Source organism: Pseudoalteromonas sp. Z1A2, from assembly GCF_011378755.1.
Classification (GTDB): Bacteria; Pseudomonadota; Gammaproteobacteria; order Enterobacterales; family Alteromonadaceae; genus Pseudoalteromonas; species Pseudoalteromonas distincta.
In genome coordinates this window covers 19,940-44,781 of sequence record NZ_WTKX01000002.1, presented here as the reverse complement: position 1 = coordinate 44,781, position 24,842 = coordinate 19,940, and the positions used below count along the sequence as shown (strand labels likewise).

The 24,842-nt window shown below is 38.0% G+C and carries 23 protein-coding genes and 1 tRNA gene; 7 read left to right on the top strand and 17 right to left on the bottom strand.

Going from position 1 to position 24,842, the window contains the following annotated elements:
• Positions 1-23: 23 nt before the first annotated feature.
• Positions 24-611 (bottom strand): DUF1287 domain-containing protein, encoded by a 588-nt coding sequence (locus tag GQR47_RS01635; RefSeq protein WP_024597260.1) that lies wholly within the window; start codon positions 609-611, stop codon positions 24-26.
• Between the two features lie 27 nt (positions 612-638).
• Positions 639-1,112 carry a hypothetical protein gene (locus tag GQR47_RS01630; RefSeq protein WP_024597259.1) on the bottom strand — a complete coding sequence of 158 codons (474 nt, stop codon included), beginning with the start codon at positions 1,110-1,112 and terminating at the stop codon, positions 639-641.
• Between the two features lie 293 nt (positions 1,113-1,405).
• Between GQR47_RS01630 and GQR47_RS01625 the strand changes: the two genes are divergently transcribed.
• Both GQR47_RS01625 and GQR47_RS01620 read left to right on the top strand, forming a co-directional pair.
• Positions 1,406-1,816 (top strand): hypothetical protein, encoded by a 411-nt coding sequence (locus GQR47_RS01625; RefSeq protein WP_024597258.1) that lies wholly within the window; start codon positions 1,406-1,408, stop codon positions 1,814-1,816.
• Between the two features lie 561 nt (positions 1,817-2,377).
• The gene (locus GQR47_RS01620) at positions 2,378-3,373 is read left to right on the top strand and encodes an alpha/beta hydrolase (protein WP_165723419.1); all 996 of its coding nucleotides are present in this window, start codon (positions 2,378-2,380) and stop codon (positions 3,371-3,373) included.
• A 136-nt stretch (positions 3,374-3,509) separates the two neighbouring features.
• Here GQR47_RS01620 and GQR47_RS01615 read toward each other — a convergent pair whose 3' ends face one another.
• Together GQR47_RS01615 and GQR47_RS01610 are read right to left on the bottom strand one after the other, a co-directional pair.
• Positions 3,510-3,938, bottom strand: a complete 429-nt coding sequence (locus GQR47_RS01615; protein ID WP_007586178.1) for a hypothetical protein — start codon at positions 3,936-3,938, stop codon at positions 3,510-3,512.
• A 199-nt stretch (positions 3,939-4,137) separates the two neighbouring features.
• Positions 4,138-4,317 (bottom strand): hypothetical protein, encoded by a 180-nt coding sequence (locus tag GQR47_RS01610; protein WP_024592379.1) that lies wholly within the window; start codon positions 4,315-4,317, stop codon positions 4,138-4,140.
• Between the two features lie 284 nt (positions 4,318-4,601).
• On the opposite strand from GQR47_RS01610, the gene GQR47_RS01605 reads away from it, so the two are divergent.
• Both GQR47_RS01605 and GQR47_RS01600 read left to right on the top strand, forming a co-directional pair.
• A complete protein-coding gene (locus GQR47_RS01605; RefSeq protein ID WP_024590141.1) occupies positions 4,602-4,991 on the top strand; it encodes a YkgJ family cysteine cluster protein in 390 nt (129 codons plus the stop codon).
• Between the two features lie 215 nt (positions 4,992-5,206).
• Complete coding sequence (locus GQR47_RS01600; RefSeq protein WP_165723418.1) at positions 5,207-7,576, top strand: TonB-dependent receptor; 2,370 nt, start codon at positions 5,207-5,209, stop codon at positions 7,574-7,576.
• A 368-nt stretch (positions 7,577-7,944) separates the two neighbouring features.
• Here GQR47_RS01600 and GQR47_RS01595 read toward each other — a convergent pair whose 3' ends face one another.
• From GQR47_RS01595 to GQR47_RS01565, 7 genes are all read right to left on the bottom strand, one after another.
• Positions 7,945-8,565 carry an FKBP-type peptidyl-prolyl cis-trans isomerase gene (locus GQR47_RS01595; protein WP_002962890.1) on the bottom strand — a complete coding sequence of 207 codons (621 nt, stop codon included), beginning with the start codon at positions 8,563-8,565 and terminating at the stop codon, positions 7,945-7,947.
• Positions 8,566-8,634: 69 nt separating this feature from the next.
• Positions 8,635-9,021, bottom strand: a complete 387-nt coding sequence (locus GQR47_RS01590) for a hypothetical protein (protein WP_197098683.1) — start codon at positions 9,019-9,021, stop codon at positions 8,635-8,637.
• 53 nt (positions 9,022-9,074) lie between these two features.
• Positions 9,075-9,165, bottom strand: a tRNA-Ser gene (locus tag GQR47_RS01585).
• 144 nt (positions 9,166-9,309) lie between these two features.
• The gene (locus GQR47_RS01580; RefSeq protein ID WP_002962892.1) at positions 9,310-9,687 is read right to left on the bottom strand and encodes a hypothetical protein; all 378 of its coding nucleotides are present in this window, start codon (positions 9,685-9,687) and stop codon (positions 9,310-9,312) included.
• Between the two features lie 202 nt (positions 9,688-9,889).
• Positions 9,890-10,438 (bottom strand): NAD(P)H nitroreductase, encoded by a 549-nt coding sequence (locus GQR47_RS01575; RefSeq protein WP_165723417.1) that lies wholly within the window; start codon positions 10,436-10,438, stop codon positions 9,890-9,892.
• A gap of 130 nt (positions 10,439-10,568) precedes the next feature.
• Positions 10,569-11,252 carry a DoxX family protein gene (locus GQR47_RS01570; protein WP_165723416.1) on the bottom strand — a complete coding sequence of 228 codons (684 nt, stop codon included), beginning with the start codon at positions 11,250-11,252 and terminating at the stop codon, positions 10,569-10,571.
• A gap of 93 nt (positions 11,253-11,345) precedes the next feature.
• Positions 11,346-13,307 (bottom strand): NADPH-dependent 2,4-dienoyl-CoA reductase, encoded by a 1,962-nt coding sequence (locus GQR47_RS01565; RefSeq protein WP_165723415.1) that lies wholly within the window; start codon positions 13,305-13,307, stop codon positions 11,346-11,348.
• 219 nt (positions 13,308-13,526) lie between these two features.
• Between GQR47_RS01565 and sppA the strand changes: the two genes are divergently transcribed.
• Both sppA and ansA read left to right on the top strand, forming a co-directional pair.
• Complete coding sequence (sppA, locus tag GQR47_RS01560) at positions 13,527-15,392, top strand: signal peptide peptidase SppA (protein WP_039489813.1); 1,866 nt, start codon at positions 13,527-13,529, stop codon at positions 15,390-15,392.
• A gap of 82 nt (positions 15,393-15,474) precedes the next feature.
• Positions 15,475-16,485, top strand: coding sequence for an asparaginase (gene ansA, locus GQR47_RS01555; protein WP_002962901.1), 1,011 nt, complete (start codon positions 15,475-15,477; stop codon positions 16,483-16,485).
• Between the two features lie 68 nt (positions 16,486-16,553).
• Here ansA and gndA read toward each other — a convergent pair whose 3' ends face one another.
• The gene (gene gndA, locus GQR47_RS01550) at positions 16,554-17,927 is read right to left on the bottom strand and encodes an NADP-dependent phosphogluconate dehydrogenase (RefSeq protein WP_165723414.1); all 1,374 of its coding nucleotides are present in this window, start codon (positions 17,925-17,927) and stop codon (positions 16,554-16,556) included.
• Between the two features lie 377 nt (positions 17,928-18,304).
• On the opposite strand from gndA, the gene pyk reads away from it, so the two are divergent.
• Complete coding sequence (pyk, locus tag GQR47_RS01545) at positions 18,305-19,741, top strand: pyruvate kinase (protein WP_165723413.1); 1,437 nt, start codon at positions 18,305-18,307, stop codon at positions 19,739-19,741.
• A 64-nt stretch (positions 19,742-19,805) separates the two neighbouring features.
• On the opposite strand, the gene GQR47_RS01540 is transcribed toward pyk, so the two are convergent.
• The 5 genes from GQR47_RS01540 to GQR47_RS01520 form a co-directional block, all read right to left on the bottom strand.
• Positions 19,806-20,630, bottom strand: a complete 825-nt coding sequence (locus GQR47_RS01540; protein WP_024596642.1) for a LytTR family DNA-binding domain-containing protein — start codon at positions 20,628-20,630, stop codon at positions 19,806-19,808.
• Positions 20,623-21,699, bottom strand: coding sequence for a histidine kinase (locus tag GQR47_RS01535; RefSeq protein WP_024596641.1), 1,077 nt, complete (start codon positions 21,697-21,699; stop codon positions 20,623-20,625). The genes GQR47_RS01540 and GQR47_RS01535 overlap by 8 nt, the downstream gene beginning before the upstream one ends.
• A 249-nt stretch (positions 21,700-21,948) precedes the next feature.
• Positions 21,949-23,505 carry a SulP family inorganic anion transporter gene (locus GQR47_RS01530; RefSeq protein ID WP_165723412.1) on the bottom strand — a complete coding sequence of 519 codons (1,557 nt, stop codon included), beginning with the start codon at positions 23,503-23,505 and terminating at the stop codon, positions 21,949-21,951.
• A 129-nt stretch (positions 23,506-23,634) separates the two neighbouring features.
• The gene (locus GQR47_RS01525; RefSeq protein ID WP_002960703.1) at positions 23,635-24,093 is read right to left on the bottom strand and encodes an Lrp/AsnC family transcriptional regulator; all 459 of its coding nucleotides are present in this window, start codon (positions 24,091-24,093) and stop codon (positions 23,635-23,637) included.
• A gap of 106 nt (positions 24,094-24,199) precedes the next feature.
• Entirely contained in the window at positions 24,200-24,841 is a 642-nt protein-coding gene (locus GQR47_RS01520) for an MBL fold metallo-hydrolase (RefSeq protein WP_024606253.1), read from the bottom strand.
• Position 24,842 lies beyond the last annotated feature (1 nt).

Genomic DNA, 24,842 nt, shown 5'->3' with positions numbered 1-24,842 from the left:
ACATCCATCGTTTATTAAACTTATCAATAGTGTGGAACGAACCGGTAATGTCCGGTAATTTTATAATCAAAAAGCATATCGCTTTTTTGCGGACCACGCCCTATATTATGCACAATAAGTGGGTTACCCGTATCTTGAGATAACTCATTAATCACCATACCTATATGAGGTAAATTACCTGGTAACATCCACGTTACTATATCGCCGGTTTTATAATCACTCACTTTGTTGGATTCACTCAATACGTTTGCATGGCGCTCAAAGTAAGCTTGTAAATTTGGAACACGTCGGTGATCTATATTTTTATCAGGCTTAGTTAAGCCCCAAATACGTTTAGATGGATACAGCGCAAAGTTTTTTTGCATGTCTTCGTGCACGAGTTTCTGTAAATCAACACCTAACTTTCTATAACTTCTAATTATTACATCGGTGCACACACCTATATTTTTAGGTACATCCCCACCAGGGTAGCCAATAGAGCGATAAGCGCCGTCGTAAGTCACATCATGAGTTGTACGCTCAAGCAGAGCTGAAACAATATCTTCTTCAAACGATGCTGCATTACTATTTATACACGCTAAAGTAAGTAAACACCCAATAATTCTGTACATATAAACTCCTTTAAATCTAAAATTGAGTTACAGCGTTTGGGCTACGTGCCTAAGAACGTCTATTTTATTGCCTTTACTTGCAAATTGCGTATCCAGAGCATATGCCATTTTTTCAAGCGGAGCGTCGTTATATCCTACATGTTGGATTTCGCTAATGTAACGCATCATAAACGCGTCAGGACCAAGTTTAAGCCACTGCGCTACATGCACAAGCTCATGAAAATGAACCCTCAAATCTTTTGCAACCTCAGGAAGTAGGTAATAGGTATTTTTATACGTTATACCCGCCGCGTCCATATCGACAAAATCACCTAGACCCATTTCTCGCAGACCCGCAAAGTCTGGCTTTGGTATTTGGTCTACAACAACGTAATACGCGTTTTTTAAAAACTCGCTAGAATAAAACCCATAAAATTCATTACTGAATTTATCACAACTCACTTTTTGACTGCTGTATTTTAAATTTGTAGCGTCAATCCAATTTTCTATTTGTTCTAGCACAGCTCCTCTCCTAAAGTACAAATGCAACACACCATGTGTAAACCTTAATCTAATATTTTAGTAAATTTTTTAACCAGCACTTTTAGTATTAACACCTCGCAACTAGCGAAGAAAATAGAACGCATAGAATATCTAAACAAAAAGCTCTAAATCAAAATTATCATATAAGCATAACCGGTCTATAAACAGTAAAAACCTTTTTTATACTTTTTAAAGTGTTATTATTTGTAACTAAAACAGTAACACTTAAAATCATGTATAATTTTACTAATACACTCTTTCGTATGAAAATAATGCGTTTCAGTTCCATTGTCTTACTGGTCATATTAAGTAATACAGTAAATGCTGAAAATATAAAACCGTTCACATCAGATGGCTGTAGTGCTTTTCCGGACGGCACGACAAAAGATAAAAAGTTGTGGCTTGCATGTTGTAAAGCGCACGACTACGCCTACTGGCAAGGTGGCACTTATTGGCAACGTTTAGAAGCAGATAAAGCCTTGCAACAGTGTGTTATTGAAGCCGGCGAAACGAGTATAGCGAACATTATGCTTGCTGGAGTTCGATTTGGTGGCAGCCCTTATATACCATCGACTTTCAGATGGGGCTATGGTTGGCCCTATCCTAGGTTATATCAAGCATTAACAGCTGATGAAATTAAGCAAATTGCTGCTTTAAAAACGGTATTAACTCAAACCAATTAACACATTGTGAAAAACTGGGTTATGCAAATAATATCAAAAGGAATTGAATCACTATGCTTATACTGTTAAGTGTCATTTTAACTTTGTTTCCAACGGTAATATCTTATTTTGTTTCACGTAATTACGCTAAAAAGGCTAAAGCGACTAATAAAGGTGCTTACATCAGAGCTGTGCTTTGGCCTAGTGTTTTCTCGTGGACACTATTTGCTGCTGTTGGGCACGGTGCAATCACCTTCCCCTTACCTTCAACGTTTGCGCTCGTGTTATATATGTTTCTATATGACGAACGCGGTATCTATTTCCATCCTCACATATTTTTAAGCCCAACGATTCCAATAGCCGTTTATTTAATAAGCTATTTCAAATACAAAAAAGCGGTCAATAAAGAGCTAACGCCCTAGCCCACTGTTGGCTCATCAGTATCTTATAAGGTCCAAAGCTGCACTTACTCCTGCTGTACACTTCTTTGCTGTGAAACTACAACGTTATTATCTGAATATAAATGTGTAAATAACAGGTCTGGTAAATAAAGCGACATTACCAAAAATAACGAGTTTACTAATGCACCCAGATATACAAAAAAGCCTTAAAGTAAAACCTGCTCACATCGTCTCATTTATTGTGTTTTTATTAGTTTCAATGTCTACGCTTACCGCTCAAGTATATGCCGCTGATGCTGTATGGCCTTCAAAAACCGCTTACAAATATGCAAATGTAAACGGTAAAAAGATATTTTACCGAGAAGCTGGCATCCAGCATAAGCAAACCATTGTGCTTTTACATGGCTATCCGTCGTCTTCACACAGCTACCGAGAATTGATCCCACTTTTATCAGGTCGTTATCATGTAATTGCACCCGATTATTTAGGCTCAGGATACAGCGAACGCCCAAACCCAGAAACTCAAAAATATACTTTTGAATTACTAGCTCAATACGTTGAAGGGTTACTAACAACGCTTAAAGTAAAGCGCTACAGCCTATATATACAAGACTTTGGAGCGCCCGTAGGCTTTAGAATGTTATTAAATAATCCTAATAAACTTGATGCACTTATTGTACAAAATGGTAATGCGTATTTAGAGGGGCTACCCCTACCGAGGCAAGCATTTTTTAAAGCCGCGAATGAAGATAGTTCGAAAGCTCAGCAAGATAAAATTTATTCGTTCACGTCTGAACAAGCCATTATTAATAAGCAGTATTTACGAGACGTACAAAGTAACCCAGAAGTGATGAGCCCAGATAGCTGGACGCATGATCTTCACTTTTTACAAACCAAAGCCGATAGAGTAATTCAAGTGCAATTGCTACAAGATTACTACAACAACCTTCTCGACTATCCAAAGTGGCAAGCTTATTTACGCAAGTACCAACCACCAACGTTAATTATATGGGGTAAAAACGACCCTGCGTTTATAGCCGAAGGCGCTAAAGCATACTTAAAAGATGTACCGAACGCTGAACTGCATTTACTCGATTCAGGGCACTTTAGCGTTGAAGAAAAACCAGTAGAAATTGCAAAGTACATTGTCGATTTTATGAATAAGCTAGCTCAATAATAAGCCTTTCCTTTTGGTTTAGTATTTATAGCGAACATAAAAAAGCGCTGAGGCTAGAAACCATCAGCGCTTTATTAAGCTCAAGCTAAATCCACAAAAATCACATTTAATATGGATAAGTTATGCTTTTATGTATTTAACCTTCTTCTTCAATAAGCGACTCTAGTAGGTCGTGTATTTCAGCTTTAAGCTCTTTGTCTTCAATTTTATTGGCGCTGACTTTAGCATTTTGAAGGTTTTTAATAGCTTCATCTTTTTGGCCAAGCTCAAGCTGTAATGTAGCCATTGAAAAAGAAACCGACGACATGTGATCTTTGTTATTAATCGCAATCGACTTTTCTAATGCTTTTTCGTAAGTAGTAATTGCCTCTTCTAACTCTTCGGTAAAATCAGCTAAAGTTTCCCATTGTACAGGGTGATCTTTTGAGGTGTTTTCGTTTTCAATACAAATAGCTTTTAATTGAGCAAATAACGACTCAAACTTTTCACGGTTATTTTTGTTAGCCGCCGCCATTAAATCTTCTGCTAGATCATGTACCGCTTTATATACTTTTGTATTCATCATCACTGGTTATCCTTTAATGCAGCTAAACTCATTTACTCACTCAATTTAGCTAAAATGTATCATTACAGTCATTATAAAACGTATTTAAACAACTGATTTATTTAATTTGGTGTATAGCGTAATAATACATTAATAATGAACATCGCGTAGGCGTTAAACACTCTGTGATTAAACTTTATCGCAATTGCTCTTGGTAAACTTACACGCTGAATAAACTTGCAACCCAATCCAACGTAAAAATGGTCGTAAACACTTTAAGTGCAATGACAACTAAAAATAATAGGATGATTGCCGCTTTAGCTTTGCTACTTTTAAGATTGTTCCAATACAATAACTTTGCATTAAATTCTGTTTTTAACTTAGTGACAGCCTCTTTCATAATAACGCCCTGCTTAGGTATCCGCGCTCAGCAACATTTAACAATCACACAGTTTCTCAAGCGGGGTTTGTAACAATTTTCGCTACCTTTAGAGTAAACCATTAAATAAAGCCTCTACTATATAAAATGTAACAAGGGGTTTTAACTTAAGTTATTGTATCTAACTATTGTTTACACACCCAAAAATTAAACAATGGGGCAATTCAGTAGAGCGTTAATAATAAATTTGGTGCTACACTAATAACTAACTTAAATTCGTTAACAGCCAACTAAATTAGCCAATTATGAAAGAATGCAACCAGTGTGGTAAATGCTGTATTAAATATGGCGGCGGCGATTTAAGCGCAACGAAAGAGGAAATAGATTTATGGGAGCTCTTTAACCCCGAAATTTATGAATACGTTAAAAACAACGAAATTTGGTTTGACCCAAAAACAGGCTTAAGACTTCAAGTATGCCCATTTTTAGAAATTGCGCCTAAAAAAGATCCTCTCGCTAAAAATATGTATACCTGCAGTATTTACCTCGACCGCCCAGAAGACTGCCGCCACTACCCTAGTCTTATTTCAGAGATGATCCGCGACGAATGCGAAATGATTGAATCTGTAGATATAACAAATCAGACAAGAGCGCAGCATAAACTAGATGCGATAATGATAGATAGCCGCTATTAAATAAATAGGTTTACCGGTTAGCGCTATGAGTTCTTCGGTCAAATAGATAAGTTTTCTATTCACAAACCTATTATTTGAATTTTTATAATATTGGCTTAATCGTCATTTTTAGATTATTCATCGCAAAATTCAAAGTTATACTATAACATTGTTGATTCGTTAATTTTGCGGTGTTATATTATATCACAACATAATAACCACGAACCAATATATCCATGACAAAGTTAACATTAATCTCCTCTGCTATTTTTTCTGTTTTATGTTCTCAATCAGCTTTGGCTGCAACCGTTACTGGTAAAGTAATGGATGATAAAAATCAACCTATTAAAAATGCCTCTATCCATGTCCATGGCAAAAACCAAAGCGTTAAAAGTAATGATTTAGGCGAGTTTGCTATCGATATAGATGCAGACAGCCAATTACATATTAGTAAAGACAACTACGTAGACTCTCGTATTGCTGTTAGCGAATCTTCAAATAATCTGTCTGTGTCACTTAAACCAACATCGGTTGAGACAGTGGTTGTTTATGCCTCTGCACTTCATAAAAATAGCCTCGAGATGATATCGCCAGTAAGCGTGCTCTCAGGTGATGAATTAAGAAATAAATCTAAACCAACTCTTGGTGAAACTCTAAAAGGTTTACCAGGCGTAAATGCAAGTTACTTTGGCCCTGTATCATCAAGCCCAATTATTCGTGGTTTAGATGGCCCTCGCGTTAAAATCACACAAAACGGATTAGATGCCAGTGATGCATCACGCATTGGCCCAGACCATGCGACATCAAGCGATAGCCTAGCAGCAGAACAAATTGAAGTATTACGTGGCCCAAGTACCCTACTTTATGGCTCTGGTGCAATTGGCGGTGTTGTTAACGTGGTTGATAACCGCATCCCTACTAGCAATATCGACGAGCTTACGGGTGCTGCTGAATACAGCCACGATACAGTGTCAAACTCAAACACAGTAGCTGCAAAACTTGAAACAGGTAATGAAGGCTTTAACTTTCATTTTGATGGCACTAAGCGCAGTGGCGATGATTACCAAACACCTACCTTTACTATTGCCGACGATGATGGCGATGTAGAAACAGAGAGTTCTGTAGAAAACACATTTATTGATAGCGAAACACTTAACTTTGGTACCAGCTATGTTGGCGATCATTTAACGATTGGTTTTTCATACGGTAGCATTGATACTGATTACGGTATTCCTGGGCATGAGCATCATCACGATCACGAAGGTGAAACTGAAGAAGAGCATGCAGAACATGAAGATGAAGCAGCTGAAGAGCCAGTTTACGCACATTTAGAGCAAGATCGCTGGCAAGGGCTTGTAAGTTACGCCCTTCATAATAACTGGATTGAAACCATCAACCTACGTGTTGGCTATACAGATTACTCGCACAGCGAAATTGAAGATGGCGAAATTGGTACTACTTTTAAAAATAAAACGACTGAAGCACGTTTAAATGTAGAGCATAAGTTTGCTGATTGGCACGGAATGATGGGCTATCACTACAGCGATTCTGACTACGATGCAATTGGTGAAGAAGCATTTACACCTGCAAGTGTAACTACAACTAACGCATTATATTTACTAGAAGAGCGTGAATTTGGCGACGTTACAGTTGAACTTGGCGCACGTGTTGAAGATTACAAAATTGAAAGCCAAATCACGGCACACGAGCATAACCACGATGAAGTAGAAATAGATCACAGCGACGAAGAAACCATTGGGTATAATGAAAGTTTTACCAATTTAAGTGCCTCTGCTGGTGCTATTTGGCAATACAAGCCAGGTCATAGTATCGCTACAAGTATTTCTCATTCAGAACGAGCACCGCTTTCGGCAGAACTTTTATCTAACGGCTTACACATTGCAACTGGCACTTACGAGCTAGGCCTTGGTTACAATATTGAAGATAATGAAGCGCATTTTGAGCCAGAAAATATCAAGCAGGAAACTTCAACAAACTTAGATTTAAGCTTTAGACGCTTTAGCGGTGATTTTGGTTACACCGTTAACTTTTTCTATAACGATATCAAAAACTTTTATTTTCAAGAAAATACGGGTTTAGTTTACGATGAAGAAGATGGTTTAGAATCAGCTATTGGTGCACATGACGATGCTGTTGCGGTTTATCAGTTTACAAGTAAAGACGCAGAGCTTTATGGAATTGAGTTTGACGCGCATTACCAAGTAACACCAAGCGCTATGGTTAAAGTATTTGGTGACTCAACTCGTGCAAAACTAAAAGACGACGAAGGTAATTTACCACGTATCCCTGCCAATAAATTAGGCTCTGAGTTACAGTACGATTTAGGTGACTTACAACTAACATTAACGGGTACTCATTACTTTGATCAAAACGATGTAACTGCCTTTGAAACTCAAACTGATGGCTATACGCTATTTGATGCACAAGCTAATTACCAATTAGGTTTAGGCAGTGTCGATGCACAGCTGTATATAAACGTTGATAACATTACTGATGAGTTAGGTTTTGTACATAGCTCATTTATTAAAGATAAAGCCCCACTACCTGGCAGAAACTTCCGCTTTGGTGTTCGTGGCTATTTTTAATAATTAAAAGTACTTTTAGTTTATATATTTATAAACCGCATTTTATTAATGCGGTTTTTTATTTTTAGAATATATAATATCAACACGCAGTTATACTTAATCGATTTGAAGGATTAAACCTGATGCTAACTGCGTTAAGAATTTCTGATATACGACTGCATGGATGCTGGAGGTAGAGCAATGCAAGAGCAATTAGTGGTAACAACTAAACAACGAAATTTTTGCCTTGTTATCGACACAATTTTCTTAGCGAAAAATAGATCACTTAATTAAGCTAATTGGTATAAAACTCTTAAATTACAAACACAAAAAAGCCGTATTCAAATTGAATACGGCTTTTTAAATTCTTAAATTAAAATTTATTTAATTTAAGAAATGATTTCGTGTAGCTCAACATCAAATACAAGCGTTGAGAAAGGTGCGATTGCAGCACCTGCGCCACGTTCACCATAAGCAAGCTCATGAGGAACGTAGATACGCCATTTAGTACCTACAGGCATCATTTGTAATGCTTCAGTCCAGCCTTTGATCACGCCACCAACTGGAAATTCAGCTGGTTGACCGCGCTCGTATGAGCTATCAAACACAGTACCGTTAATAAGTGTACCGTGGTAATCAACACGTACTGTAGACTCAGCTGTTGGCTTTTCGCCTTCGCCAGTCGCTAGTACTTCATATTGAAGACCAGACTCAGTTACTGTGATTTCAGGACGTTTTGCGTTTTCTTCTAAGAATGCAATACCTTCGGCAGAAAGTACTTTAGATTCTTCTTCACGACGAGCTTGGATCTCTTCGTTAATCTTTTCGAATGCAGCTTGAATCTCAGGGATCTCAACTTGAAATGCGCTACCAGCGTACGCATCTTTCATGCCTTCAAATACTGAATTTAGGTTTAAGCCTTCAAAAGGATTAGACTTAAGTTGCTCACCCATTTGTAAGCCAATACCGTAACTTGCTTTTTCAGCATCTGTAGTAAAATTATCTGACATAATGTGTTTTTCACGTTTTGTTAGTTAAAAGACACGTATATGCTATCACAAAATAAACCCCGTTTGGGGCTAGTTTTTGCTGAGTTTTAGCTTAATTAGGCCAACAATATAACTACAAAGCGGTAAAGTGAATAAAATTCCAACAAGTAAAGGAATAGCTAATAATCCAGATTCACCAGACAATAAAAATGGCACTGCAACTAAGCCTACTAAACCAATAAAAGCAGAGCCAATTACTGGCCAATGTTTATCATATTTAGTAATAAGATGGGCAGCCAAAAGATTAAAACCAAGACCATAAGCAAAAGCGGTAATTAAAGGATATTCTGGTTGTGCGTCGACCGCCATTTTTGCCAACAAGCTAATAGCACTTTGATAGCAGTAACCAAATACCATCCATAATAAAAGATGTTTTATTAATAGCTGTGAGGTTGATAGGTCCGTTGCTTTAGTCATTAATTAAACTCCACAAAGCAAAAAACCGCCTATAAGGCGGTTTTTTTTAATAATGGTGGAGAGATAGGGATTTGAACCCTAGATGGGCTATAAACCCATGCCGGTTTTCAAGACCGGTGCATTCGACCACTCTGCCATCTCTCCGTACGGCGCGAATAATATGGTTAAACGTGTTACTTGTAAAGAGCTAAATATAAATTAATCGTAAATAATAATTAAACGACTAAAAACAAGTCACATTGCTCTTTTGTTGCGCTATTTACTGCAACACGCTTATTAATTCAATACTCAGTAATATTGTTTGGGCCTGCGAGCAATCCAAGAACAAATCAAACAAGCCAATAAACTCAGTGCCGTGAATGTTACACTTTGAAAAATTAAGTCAAACCGATTTAAATCATCACTTGGCACTATTACAAACATAAAAGCGGGGAGTACACTTAGCGCTAAAACATAACAACACACTTTAAATGCCCGTCCAAAGTCAAAACGTTTAGACTGTTGCATCCACAAAGTTAACAGTATTAGCATACCTATTGCAGAGCCTGCTATAAAATGCGCTGCATTTGTACTCATTGCAACATACAAAGTTACAAAAGCACCAACGATTCCCCAAATTGACCACGCAAGCCAGTTTTCTTTTTCCTGTAAAAATAAATTTCCCATTGTTTTCGTCTTCTTTATCGTTATTTTTATTAAGACTTTCCATAATGTATCAAAAAACAACCGATTAAAAAACAAACTGAAGAAGAATTATTAACTTTTGTGCTTCCAAGCGCTTCTCACAGCCAAACCACTAACTCTTTTATATTACTCTTGGTAACCTTAATGAATTATGACTATGCAAATTGCATAAAGTTCATACTATTCACAAATTACTAAAATAATGTTCTGGTTTATGGCGAGGTGGCTTTTTACACTCGACTTGAGGAGTACCAATGTATAAGTACCCTACAATTTCATCTTGCTCATGTAAGTTAAGCGCTTTTTTGACTGCTCTACTTTGTGCAAAGTAACCTGTGCGCCAAACACCACCTAAACCTTGAGCAAATGCAGCTTGTTGCATTGCTAATACACTACAGCCTGCACTTTGTACTTGCTCGATACGAGGAACTTTTGGGTGTTCTTGATATTTAGCAATTGCTATTACAATCATAGGCGCACGAAGGGGAAGCTCTTTAGCACGGTTAATTACTTTTTCTGTCTGTTGCTCTGCCACTGCACTTTGATGGTAAATTTCACCCAGTTTATTGCGTGCATCACCTTGAGCAATGATGAACTGCCACGGTGCTATACAGCCATGATCAGGAACACGTAATGCTGCTTGCTTAATTATGTCGAGCTGCTCAGGCGTAGGACCCGGCTCTGTTAGTTTAGAGTCTGATTGGCGGGTAAGTAAAAGCTCGATAGCGTTCATAACGATTCCTCAAAATTCAAAACGATAGAGTAACATTTAAAACCTTAAATAATAAATACCGAGAAATTAAAAATGCAAAACGGCCGCAAAGGGTCAACTATGCAGCCGTTAATAAAATACATTTAATGCGTTATTTTTTTATAACGTTTCGCTTTAACCAGTAATCAATACTAACAAAACGCCCACCGCCCATAAAAAATAAACTTAGGAGCATAGCAAAATAAATTGCCGAAAATTCTATGCCATTATTTAAAATAGATGGTTTACCTTTTTCGTATAGGTAATCAGGAAAGCCATGCTCTTCAACTAAGCCTAGAATTTTCCCTATCCTGTCTTGTACTTCTAATGAGTTTTCGAGGCTTTCTTTTGCACCAGGGATAGATAGCCAATCAAGTACTTGCGCAGCACTTGTTTCTGGATTAGTCGGCGCTATTGCAAACCACCCGTTATGCCAATGTACTGAAGTAGCCGCTACAACCATTGTGAACATAAGCGGGATACTGACTAAGCGAGTTAAAAGGCCAAATAATAACAACCAACCACCTAAAAATTCACTCCATCCAGCTAAGAAAGCGAGTAAATCAGGAAACGGTAAGCCTAAACCCCATTCACTATTACCAAACCATTGAACGACATCAGGAGATGCTAAAAAGTTATTTAGAAAGCCTTCTTTTTCAGTGCTTATAGCAAGTTTGTTATAACCTGCGATGATCATAACAGGAGCTAAAATTAAGCGAAATAGTAAAGCAGGTAAACCATCTAAAAACGATAGTTTACCCAATATTGTGTTATAAAAACTGATTAGTTTATTCATGCGTATCCTGTGTGTTCAATGTTTATTAAGTTATAGACTATAAACAACAAAGACCGTATAAATTGATAAACTATTTCAATTTATTTACAAAGGTTAAATACTTCTCGCCACTTGTAGGGCTTCAAAAATAGCGCGTTTAGCATCAATTGCAGCAGCCAATTTAGCTCCGCCTATCACATGCACTTTTGCGTTATCTGTGTAACCTTCTAGTACTTCACTATTAGAAACCTGACCAATACACGCAATAACAGTATCTACCGGCAGTACTTGAACTTCTCCAGCAACATTAATTGTTAACCCATTTTTATCAAAAATTTGATATTGGCAGTCAGCAATTTGTTTAACACCATGCTGTTTAGCAACTTGGCGATGTATCCAACCAGTGGTTTTACCAAGCTCACTACCAAAACGACCCGAACTTCGTTTTAACATATACAATTGGCGCTCGTCTTTATGAGGTTGTGCATCACACTCAATCCCCCATTGCGTTTTAAACTCGCTAATGGATTGTGATTTATGTTCACTTAAAAAAGCAACCATATCAAAACCAATACCGCCAGCACCTAAAATAGCGATTGATTTGCCCAATTCTACTTCGCCGCGTATGACTTCGTCATAAGCAAACACACGCTTATCATCACTACATTTAATAGAGGCTTCACGCGGCCTAACGCCTGTTGCAAAAACAATATCATCATAATCTTTAAGCATTGAATCGTCGTAAGCTTTACCAAGCTCCACTGTTACTTTTAATCGCTCGAGCTCATTTGTGAAGTAAGTAAGTGTATGGTTAAAGTCTTCTTTACCCGGTATCTGCATGGCTAAATTAAATTGACCGCCCATTTGCGATTTTTGATCAATTAACGTGACGTTATGCCCTTTTTGAGCCAAGTAACAACTTGCTGATAAACCAGCAGGACCTGCACCGACAACTAATACATTTTTAGCTTTGGCTGCTTGCTCTAGCGGGTAATCTAGCTCAAATGCAGCTTGTGGATTAACTAAACACGTAGCACGTTTATTTTTAAATACGTGATCTAGACAACCCTGGTTACAGCCAATACAAATATTAATTTGTTTAGATTGATTGTTTACATACTTATTAAAAAACTCAGGATCAGCCAATAACGGACGTGCCATCGAAATTAAATCAGCCTCGCCTGCATTTAAAATATCGTTAGCAATTTCTGGAGTATTAATTCGGTTAACAGCAATAACTGGCACGCTCACCACGTCTTTTAAACGTTTTGATGCTTCTTTAAATGCACCCGGTGGCACCATACTCGCAATAGTCGGTACACGCGCTTCGTGCCAACCAATACCAGTGTTAAATATATCAACACCCGCTTTTTCAAGTTCGGTAGCCTGAATAACAACTTCCTCTGGTGTTGAACCGTTTGGAATCAAATCAATGACCGACAATCTAAAAATAATTAAGAATTTTTCAGATACTTTTGCTCTTACAGCTTTAACTATTTCAAGTGCAAGTCGCATTCTATTTTCTAAGCTGCCACCAAACTCATCATCGCGTTTATTGGTGTGCGGCGCCATAAATTCATTAATCAAATACCCTTCAGAACCCATGACTTCTACGCCATCGTAGCCGGCTTTTTCAGCCATATAGGCAGAATGCGCAAAGTCTTTAATTGTTTTTTTAATCGAGCCAAGCGACATCGCTTTAGGTTTATAAGGATTAATAGGTGCTTTTATTGCACTTGGTGCTTGATTGAAAGGATGGTATGCATAACGTCCAGCATGTAATAATTGCAAACAAATTTTTCCACCGTGTTTATGCACAGCATCTGTGTAAGCGCGATGCTTAAACACATCGTAATAACTATTAAATGAGGAAGAAATAGGTGTTAGCTTGCCACGTAAATTAGGGCTGTATCCGCCTGTAATTAACATCGCGGTGCCACCTTTTGCACGTGCTTCATAAAATGCGCATAAGCGTTTGCGGTTATGCCAGCCCTCTTCAAGACCTGTATGCATTGAGCCCATAACTAAGCGGTTACGTAATTGTGTGTGTTTTAGTTGTAATTGTTGTTCTAACATCTTGTGCCCCGTTAACTGGTCTAACCTGTATACATTAGCTAATTCTGCTTTAATGGCAAGTAATAAGCAATATGTGCATGCATTTAATTAAAAATAGCAGTAAAAACTTACGTTTATATAGGTTCATAAACACTTCGTTACGATTTAGCAGTTAAATTTATTTTTATTCTAAGCTAAGATGGGACTAATGTATTAACTGTACCAAATTAAGGAGCTATTTTGATAGCAAAGGTATTTAAAGGTATTTGGGCTGGAATTAATTTTTCTCGTCGCTTAATACTAAACATTTTGTTTTTATTACTGGTAATTGTTTTCTTTGTGTCACTCTCAAGTGACGATGATCAAATAATAGTTGAAAATGGCTCTGTACTTAGGCTTAACTTAAATGGCCCTATTGTTGAAGAGAAAACATATATAGACCCAGTTGAAGCCGCAATTAGTGATGCAACTTCTGGTTCTGAAGCACCAAGCGAAATATTACTCGACGATATTGTTGAAGTAATAAACGAGGCGACTAAAGACGATCGTATCACGGTGATATTGCTTGATTTACAAGAGATGCCTAAAGCACATTTAAATAAACTTAAGCAAATTACAAAGGCTATTGATGCCTTCAAGCAAGCTGGCAAAAAAGTAATTGCATCGGGTTATTACTATACTCAAGCGCAATACTATATTGCATCGCATGCTGACGAAATAGCTATGCACCCATACGGCAGCGTAGGTATTGAAGGTTATGGCATGTACCCGCTTTACTTTAAAGATGCACTTGAAAAGCTTGAAGTAACGCAGCATATTTTCCGTGTTGGTACATTTAAGTCAGCAGTAGAACCTTTTATTCGTAACGACATGTCCGATGCAGCTAAAGAAGCTAACCGCGTTTGGTTGGGCGCTCTTTGGAGCGAATACAAACAAGATGTTGCCGCTGTTCGCCCGTTTGATGAGTCAAATTTTGACGAAACAATGGACGTATATCTAGAAAAAATGAAAGCTGCCGATGGCGATGCAGGTAAATATGCACTTGATCACCAGTGGGTTGACTCTTTAAAAACAAATCAGCAAGTTCGCAAACAATTAATTGATTTAGTGGGCACACAAGAAGATGGTAAGACATTTAAGCAAGTTTCATTTCGTGAATACTTAAGCTTAATTAAACCGCCTATTGAAATTGATAACCCTATTACCGAAAAAGTAGCGGTAGTTGTTGCTAAAGGTACGATTGTTGATGGTGAGCGTAAAGCGGGCGAAATTGGGGGTGACTCTACAGCTGCCCTACTTCGTAAAGCACGCCTTGATGATAAAGTTAAAGCGGTTGTACTACGTATCGACTCTGGTGGCGGTAGTATGTTTGCCTCTGAAGTTATTCGTGCTGAAGTATTAGCCCTTAAGGCTGCTGGTAAACCTGTTATTGCTTCAATGAGTTCTGTGGCTGCATCAGGTGGTTATTGGATTGCCTCTGCTGCAAACGAAATTTGGGCAGCACCAAGTACAATTACAGGCTCAATTGGTGTATTTGGTACCTTTATGACATTTGAGAAAACCTTATCGAAAATTGGTGTTTATTCAGATGGCGTTGCAACAACCGAAATGGCTGGCTTTTCTATCACTCGTCCACTAAATGAAAAAATGGGTCAAGTAATTCAAATGAACGTTGAGGAAGCATACGGACGCTTTTTAAATGTTGTTGCTGATGCGCGTAATATGACGCCTGAGCAGGTTGACAAAATTGCCCAAGGCCGTGTATGGATTGCATCTCAAGCACTTGAACTAGGTTTGGTTGATAAGCTAGGCGACAAACAAGGTGCGATTGAAGCCGCTGCTGCACTTGCCAAGCTTAATCATTATGAAGTTAAAACTATTAAACAAGATTTAAGCTCGCAAGAAAAAATGATCCAAAACATTTTTGGTAATGCGTCTATTAAATCTATGCTTGGTTTGCAAACACAAAAAACATCTGTGTTAGCAACACAAGCTAATTTACAAAGTGTTATTAACCAATTAAGTACTGAAGTTGAAAACCTTAAAGATTACAACGATCCACAAGGTGTATACGCACGCTGTTTAGTGTGTAACGTTGCACAATAAAAGTGCATAGCTTCACCTAATCAGCTGTATTTAAAGCTGCTTAACGTTATACTAGGCCCAGTTTTTTTACTGGGCTTTTTTTATGAAACGTAAACGCATTTATATCGCTTATACTGGCGGTACTATAGGTATGAAAAAATCGAGTCGAGGCTATATTCCGGCTGAAGGTTTTTTAACGGAAACCGTAGTGAATAACGCAGAATTTAATCGTGATGAAATGCCTTTGTTTGATATTCACGAATACTGCCCTCTTATAGATTCTTCAGACATGTCACCAGAGCATTGGCAACTCATTGCTAATGATATCAAAGATAAATACCAAGATTATGATGGTTTTGTGGTGCTCCATGGCACTGATACTATGGCGTATACAGCCTCAGCGCTGTCATTTATGTTCGAAAATTTGACTAAACCTGTGATTGTAACCGGCTCACAAATTCCGCTCTCACAATTACGTTCTGATGGCCAAGTAAACTTACTTAATGCCATGTATTTAGCTGCAAATTATCCTATTGCTGAAGTAAGTCTCTTTTTTAATAACCAACTGTTTAGAGGTAATAGAGCAACTAAAGCACACGCGGATGGGTTTAATGCTTTTGCCTCGCCGAATCTAGACCCCTTAGCGTTATCAGGTATTAATATTCAACTTATTAAAGGTCAGCTTAGCCCATATGTTGAAAATGAGCTGCAAGTTACACCTATTACACCTCAACCTATCGGGGTGCTTTATTTGTATCCTGGCATTAGCCAAGAGGTAGTTAAAAGCTTGGTCAATGGCAATATCAAATCACTGGTGCTACTGAGTTTTGGTGTAGGTAATGCACCACAAGATCCGAGCTTTTTGTCAATACTCGAAGAAGCAAGTAAACGTGGCGTCGTAATTGTTAACTTAACTCAGTGTTTAAAAGGTCATGTAAACATGGGTGGCTATGCAACAGGTAATGCGCTATTAAATATTGGTGTAATAAGTGGGTATGATATGACCCTTGAAGCATGTTTAACTAAGTTACATTATTTATTTAGCCAAAAGCTTGAAGTCGAAACGATTCGTCATTTAATGCAAGATAACTTACGTGGTGAGTTGAGCCGTTAATTTTTACAGGCTAAAAATACAAAAGGCACGCTAAATAGCGTGCCTTTATCGTTTTAAACAACTGTTTTTTATCTAACTTTAGCGTCTATATCTACTAAATCAGTTAAATGACACATTTCACCACTGTGGGTTTTTATGCCGTGCTCACCAAAGTAATCACGCTGGGCTTGAACTAAATGCCCATTACTCGGTGTAGTTAATGTTGCTAAATACGTTTGTGTAGCTCCCAATACAGGGAATGCTAAACCAGTCATTATTGCTTGACTGGTAATTTTTCGCAAAGAGTTAGACTCTTTTTCAAGAGTGTCAATAAATTCAACACCTTGTGCAACGCTATCAAGGTAGTCAGCACGGATTATACAACCAGCGCGCCACGTTTGAAGCGTTTTAGATAAATCTACTTTCCACTGATGAGTACGTGATGCACCTTTGATTAGCGCTAAACCTTGACGATACGCAAGTAAGCTTGCAAGTAAGAACGCGTCTTTTAGCTCTTCTAAATCAATTTCAACATTGTTCGTTGATTTAGATGCATATGTCATCTCTTGTGCAGCCGTTGTGTTACATGCATTAGTTAAATGACGAGCTTGAACAGCAGCAACAAGTGAAGGGACAGCAATACCAAGTTCGAGTGCATTTTGCGCAGTCCAAAGACCAGTACCTTTAGCGCCAACTTTATTATCAATTAAGTCCGCAAGCGGTACATTATTATGATTTTCAAGTGACAATATATGGCTAGAAATAGACAGTAAGTAACTATTTAATTGACCTTCTGACCAGTCATTAAATATCTCAGCTACTTCTTTTGGAGAACGATTAGTACCTAAACGAAGTAATTGGTACACTTCTGCAATAAGTTGCATCAGTGCGTATTCAATACCGTTGTGAACCATTTTTACAAAATGACCACTTGCTGATTGGCCAACACGTGCAAAACACGAGTCGCCATTATAGCTAGCAGCTACTTTTTCAAACCATGGCTCAATACGTTCCCAACCACCTTCAGAACCACTTGCCATCATTGCAGGACCATGGCGAGCGCCTTCTGCACCGCCAGAAATTCCCATAGTGGCAAATTCAAATTTATTTTGGTATTTGAGTTTACGCGTTATACCGTCTTTATAATTACTATTACCGCAATCGACTATCATATCGTCACAATTAACGCCGGCCTCTACAAGTTCATTACAAACTGTATCAACTAACTCACCAGCAGGTACAAGTAATAAAATAGAACGAGGTGCCTCTAAACGCCTTACCATGTCACTTAAATCAGAGACAATGTGAAGCCTATCAGCCATGCCTTGTGATTTGGCACAACTTAGTAACTCTTCACCCGCATGTGGGTTTTTATCATAAGCGACTAGCGTTATCCCTTTTTCAATCAAGTTTAGGGCAAGATTTTTTCCCATAACGCCTAACCCTACTAATGCAACTTGCATCTAGTGTCCTCCTCGGTAACAACTATTTGGTTAGAAAATTCAGTGTATAAATTAAATAATACCGCGTGCATTATACTCATACAGTCATAAAATACTAACTATGAGCCCATACAACATGCTTTTTTATTACAGATAAATAAGCTACGTAATTATATCAAACATCAATGCTCTCGGGGTGACTAAAAGCAACGCTAATTGAAATTAAGATCATTGACGCATTCTGACACCGGTGTCATAATGATGACACAATAGTTTTGTATAAAATAGTGGCAAACCTTTGAAGTTTGCACATAGTTAAAATATTTTAATCTAATATAGATATTTTAATTCAACAAAATAACGTCAACATGCTTTCACCAAGCAAACAGGAGAAATTGATGCTAAGACGCACGAAAATAGTTGCTACCCTTGGACCTGCTACCGATAGAGATAACAACTTAGAAAAAATTATTATCGCTGGGGCTAATGTAGTACGTTTAAACTTCTCACATGGTGTTGCCCAAGATCATAAAGACCGTGCGCAAGCTGTACGCGATATTGCAAAAAAATTAGGCAAGCATATTGCTATCCTTGCTGACCTTCAAGGCCCTAAAATCCGCGTTTCTACTTTTAAAGAAGCTAAGGTAACGCTTGCTGTGGGTGCAAAGTTCACTCTTGATGCAAAAATGGAAAAAGGCGAAGGCGATGTTAACTCTGTAGGTATTGATTATAAAGAACTACCTAACGATGTTAGCCCTAACGACTTACTACTCCTAAATGACGGCCTTATTCAACTAACTGTTGATGAAGTAGCTGGACACTTAGTACATTGTACTGTAACTGTTGGCGGTGTTTTATCTAACAATAAAGGTATTAACCGTTTAGGTGGTGGCTTAACTGCTCCAGCATTTACTGAAAAAGATAAAGAAGATTTAATAACTGCCGCTGAAATTGACGTAGATTACATTGCCGTATCATTCCCACGTAGTGGCGACGATATGCGCTACGTACGCTCACTTGCTGAAGCTGCTGGTTCAAAAGCACAACTACTTGCAAAAATTGAACGTGCTGAAGCCGTTGAAACACAAGAAGCTGTTGATGACATCATTCTAGCGTCTGACGCTGTAATGGTTGCTCGTGGTGATTTAGGTGTTGAAATTGGTGATGCAGCTCTTATGGGCAAGCAAAAACTAATTATTCGTCGTGCTCGTTCATTAAACCGTACTGTAGTAACAGCAACGCAAATGATGGAATCGATGATCGATAACCCTATGCCTACACGTGCAGAAGTTATGGATGTTGCAAATGCTGTTCTTGATGGAACAGATGCTGTAATGCTTTCAGCTGAAACAGCTGCTGGTGATTACCCTGAAGAAACTGTTGCAACTATGGCACGTGTTTGTTTAGGTGCTGAATCTCAAAAAGAAACGCATGTTTCTAAGCATCGTTTAGATAGTCGTTTTTCTAACAATGCAGAATCTATCGCACTTTCTGCTATGTATGCAGCTAATCACTTAGATTCTGTTAAAGCTATCATCACGCTTACTGAATCTGGTAGCACGGCTAAATTAATGTCACGTATCAGCTCTGGCTTACCAATCTACTCGCTTTCACGCCATGCGAGTACATTAGGTCAAACAGCACTTTATCGTGGTGTTTACCCAGTATTTTTTGATTCTACAAAAACTGAAAAAGACGGTATGGTAAAAGCGGCACTTGATACTTTAGTTTCTCAAGGTTCTTTACAGTCTGGCGATACAGTAATTATTACTCACGGTGACTCAATGGAAACTGTGGGCGCAACTAACACTATGAAAATTGTAACTGTTGCATAATTACTAAATATAAAAAATGCGAGCTTAGCTCGCATTTTTTGTGCCTGTAATAAGAGCGTTGGCTTTAACTTGCTAATGCCGCTTTAACCTTATCTCGGTAGCTACGGCTCACTTTTAATTCTTGTCCGTTTTCAAGTACTAATAAATACTCGCCACTTACTTGTGTAACCAGCTTACTAATTTGTTTTGTATTTACTATTGCACTGCGGTGTACACGCACAAATAACTGAGGGTCTAGCTCTTGCTCAAGCTCTTTCATTGTTTTACGAAGTATATGCGTTTGTCCATCTTCACAGTGTAAACACATATAGTCACCTGCAGCATCAACCCATTGGATAGTCGCTACAGGTACCCGTATAATTTCACCCTGCTCTTTTACTGCAAGCGATTCTGGGTAACGTCTATCTGTTAAGGTATCGCCAGTGGCTAATTTTTTTAATATTTCTTCGCAATTATTACCAGTAATACCGGCTACAAAACTCGCTAGTTTTTTCTTATGGGCGTTGTCTTGCTGCGTTTTTAAATAAGTATGCACTTTTTCTACCGCCTGTTTTAATCTGTTATCATCAACGGGTTTTAAAATGTAATCGAGAGCATGAATTTCAAATGCTTTTACAGCAAACTGATCAAAAGCAGTTACAAATACAATAGCAGGTAGTACTTTTGTACTCTCGCTAAGCGCTCTTGCCACCTCAAAGCCATTCATACCTGGCATCTGAATATCTAAAAAAACCAAATCGATTTTCTCGCTTTGGCACATTTCAATTGCATCAGCGCCTGAACTACACAATTTAATTACTTCAATATCAGAATATTCTTCAAGTCTTACCGCTAAACCTTTTCGCGCTAACGGTTCATCATCAACAATGAGAGTTTTTATTTTAGTCATTTTTCACAGCCTTCTCAAAAGGTACTCGCAGATTAACTTTTAATCCACTTGGCGTATTATGTGATAATACAAACGAATAATTATTTTCATACAACGTTTTTAATCTATCTTTGGTGTTAGCAACACCGACACCTTGAGCGTTGACTAATTGGCCATCAAGTATTTCAGTGCCTGGGCCGTTGTCACCCACTTCTAGTAATAATTCATTCGCAAATACTTGTGCTTTAATATCAATTACACCACCTTCTGTCAGGTGGGCAATGGCATATTTAATCGCGTTTTCTATAATTGGTTGCAAAATTAAGCTCGGTACTAAAGCCTCTTTTGCTTGCTCGCTAATATCTACATTTACTTTCAATCGCTCATCAAAACGGACGCGCTCTATTTCTAAATAAAGCATGAGAGCATGTAGCTCTTGCTCAAGCGGTACTTTTTTAATTGGATCGGTATTAAGTGTGTAACGTAAAAAGTCACTTAACCTTGCTACCATTAAGTTAGCATCTTTGTTTTCTTTAACCAAAATTAAAGTAGAAATAGCGTTAAGTGTATTGAATAGAAAATGGGGGTTGAGCTGATACCTGAGCATTTTTAGTTGCGCTTCGTGTGCCATCGTTGTGGCCTTTAACGCTTTTTGTCGCTCACTTTGTAATAACTGATAATATTTAACGCCAAAGTACAAACCACTCCAACATAAAATAATATATACAGAATCTAAACCTTGCTGCAGGTAGTAAAACCACTCCTCTGGTCTATAACCATGGCGGTATATTTCCCATAGATTGAATTTTTGAACGACAGCCCATAGAGTGCCCGTTATATAAGAGGCACCAAATACTACAATCATTAACACCCAGGGCGAGGCATTCCAAATTTTACGGTAAATATACCTAAGCGGCACTGTCATCAAACAACCAGCGTAAGCATTCAATAAAATAACAAATACGTATATATCACGCATTTCAAATACTTTAGAGCCGATATAATTTACTAACGCGTAACCAATCCAGCCCGCGATTTGCAAAAGCCAAAAAAAACGTTGCCTGTTATCGACTAAAGATTGCCAGTTCAAAATAGATGTTTACTCCGTATGGTTAAAACTAATTCCATAAAATAGGCGTTTGTTATTTTTATTATTTTTACCTATGTAGGGCTAATTTTCACAAAATTAGGTAGTCTTATTATATAGATTTATGAGTTTGCATAGCACTACAGCTTGCCTTGCTTTTTAAGAGTCTTACCGCAAACAAATAGTCGAGACACTAAAAAAGCGAAAGGTTATCCGCCTTCCGCTTTTTAAATATCAATAGCCTTGTGTAAATTAAGCTAGTTTATCTGATGCTACTTTGTAGGTTGGATCTTCAATCACATTCACTTCAACTAAACCTCGTGCTTTATGAAGCAACTGCGTACAGTCTTTACTTAAGTGACGTAAATGAAGTTGTTTACCTGCTTTTGTGTATTTGTCAGCAAGTGTATCAATTGCTTCTATTGCACTGTGGTCAGATACGCGGCTGTGTTTAAATTCAACAATCACATTTTTAGGATCATTTTTCACATCGAATAACTCAGAAAAGTTTTTAACAGAGCCAAAGAATAACGGGCCATGTAGTTCGTACACCTTAGCGCCTTCCTGATCAATGTAGTTAGTTGTATATATCTGCTTCGCATGCTGCCAAGCAAAGACTAGAGCCGATACAATAACACCCACACATACAGCAATCGCTAAATCAGTAATAACAGTCACGCCCGACACAAGAACAATTACAAATGCATCAGATAATGGTACGCGCTTCATCATTTTAAAGCTTGCCCATTCAAATGTACCAAGTACTACCATAAACATAACACCAACAAGTGCAGCTAATGGGATCATTTCAATTAAGCTAGAGGCAAAAATAATAAAACCAAGTAGCATAAGTGCAGCGCTTATACCTGATAAACGAGAGCGACCACCTGAATTTATATTGATCATTGATTGACCAATCATTGCACAACCACCCATTGCACCAAACATACCGCAGGTAATATTTGCAGCACCTTGACCAATACATTCTTTATTACTATGACCACGGGTTTCTGTAATCTCATCAATTAAGCTAAGCGTTAATAAAGATTCAATTAAACCAATAGCCGCTAAAATAAGTGCATAAGGAAAAATAATTTGTAGCGTTTCGAAAGTAAACGGCACCATAGGAATATGAAATTCAGGTAAGCCGCCAGCGATTGTTGCAGCTTCGTCGCCTGTCATTCCTTTTAAGAAATCTAATACTGTATGCGCCTCTAAATCAAACCCAATCACTAATCCAGTTACAGTTACAATAGCAACTAGAGATGAAGGCACTGCTGTAGTCAATTTTGGCAAAAAGTGGATTATTGCCATGGTTAATGCAACTAAGCCAAGCATGATAAATAATGGATTACCTGTCATCCATTCTTGTCCGCCCATACCGTCTGGCACTTTAAACTGCCCTAGCTGAGCTAAAAATATAACAATTGCTAACCCGTTTACAAATCCAAGCATTACCGGATGAGGAACCATACGGATAAACTTACCGAGCTTAAATACACCCGCGAGAATTTGCAGTATTCCCATCAGCAACACAGTTGCAAATAGATACTCAACACCATGATCAAGCACTAAACTTACCATGACAACAGCTAGTGCACCGGTTGCACCTGAAATCATACCAGGGCGACCACCAAAAATAGCCGTAATTAAACCAACGATAAACGCGGCATATAGACCAACCAAAGGTTCTACATTTGCAACAAATGCAAACGCAACTGCTTCTGGGACTAAGGCTAACGCCACAGTTAATCCAGATAGAATATCGTTTTTAGCAGAGCTAGGCGCCCTACTGAGTAAGTTAAACATTGAGGTCCTCAAATGGTGTAATGGGTATCAAAAAAAGCGCTAAATTCTACCAAATTAGCGCTCAGTTAACAATTGTCATTATGTGGTTAAGCTAAACTAAAAATGGTTTAGCTTTTAAAAGAAGTGCTTTTACAAAGGAAGGGAAGTACTGCGTTTTACACATGTCATTGTTACATTAGAATGTACTTCTTGAACGTATTCTAAGCTTAGTAAATTATCGCGCACAAAATGCTCATACCCTTCTATGCCTTGTGAAATTATGCGTAGCATAAAGTCCATGGTACCAGCCATAGTGTAACACTCTGTTACCTCGTCGTAGCTCATGATCAGCTTTTCAAACTCAGCAAGATTCTTTTTACCGTGATTTGATAAACGCACATGTGCATATACAAGCATATCAAAGCCAAGTTTTTTCTCATCTAAAAGAGCCACTTTGCTTTTTATATAACCATCTTGCTCTAGCTTAGCGATTCGACGCCAGCATGGAGATTGAGACAAGCCTACTTTATCTGCAATTTCTGCGGTTGATAAACTAGCATCTTGTTGTAAAAGTGCCAATATTTGGCGATCTACGTGATTTAGAGACATTTTATTTCTTATTTATCAAATAAACTGGTTAAATTATACAACCATTTTAAAACTCAGTCTGCTTATTTTTAATGTTTATGCAGTTTGTAAACTTAAAATAAGTAACTTAACCAAACTTACCACTCACAAAAGGATTTGTTTTCTTTTCAAATCCCACCGTAGTGTCGCTACCATGTCCTGCCAGTATTTTAGTATTATCAGGTAAGGTTAAAATATGCGTCTTAATCGACTCTATAAGTTGTTCACTGTTCCCCTTAGGGAAGTCAGTGCGCCCTACTGAGCCTTTAAAAATAACATCACCTACAATAACGCATTCATTCTCTTGTTGATAAAACACAATATGACCAGGTGTATGCCCTGGGCAATGCTTCACTAAAAAGCTAAGTTTACCTACGCTCACGGTATCGTTATGGTTTAGCCAAATATCCGGATAAAAAGGCTCAATGGGTTTAAACCCGAACATTTGTGCTTGCATAGGTAAGTTTTCAAACCAGAAGTGCTCATCTTTTTGTGGGCCAATAATTTGTACGTTAAATTGATTACGTAGAATATCAGCCCCACCCACATGATCTAAATGCCCGTGCGTTAACCAAATAGCACTTAATGCTAGTTTATGCTCATTAAGGGCTGCTACTATTTTATCAGGGTCGCCACCTGGGTCTATGACTACGGCTTGTTTAGTTTCACTACACCAAATAATACGACTATTTTGTGCAAATGCAGTGACGAGTATGGTTATAATTTGCATA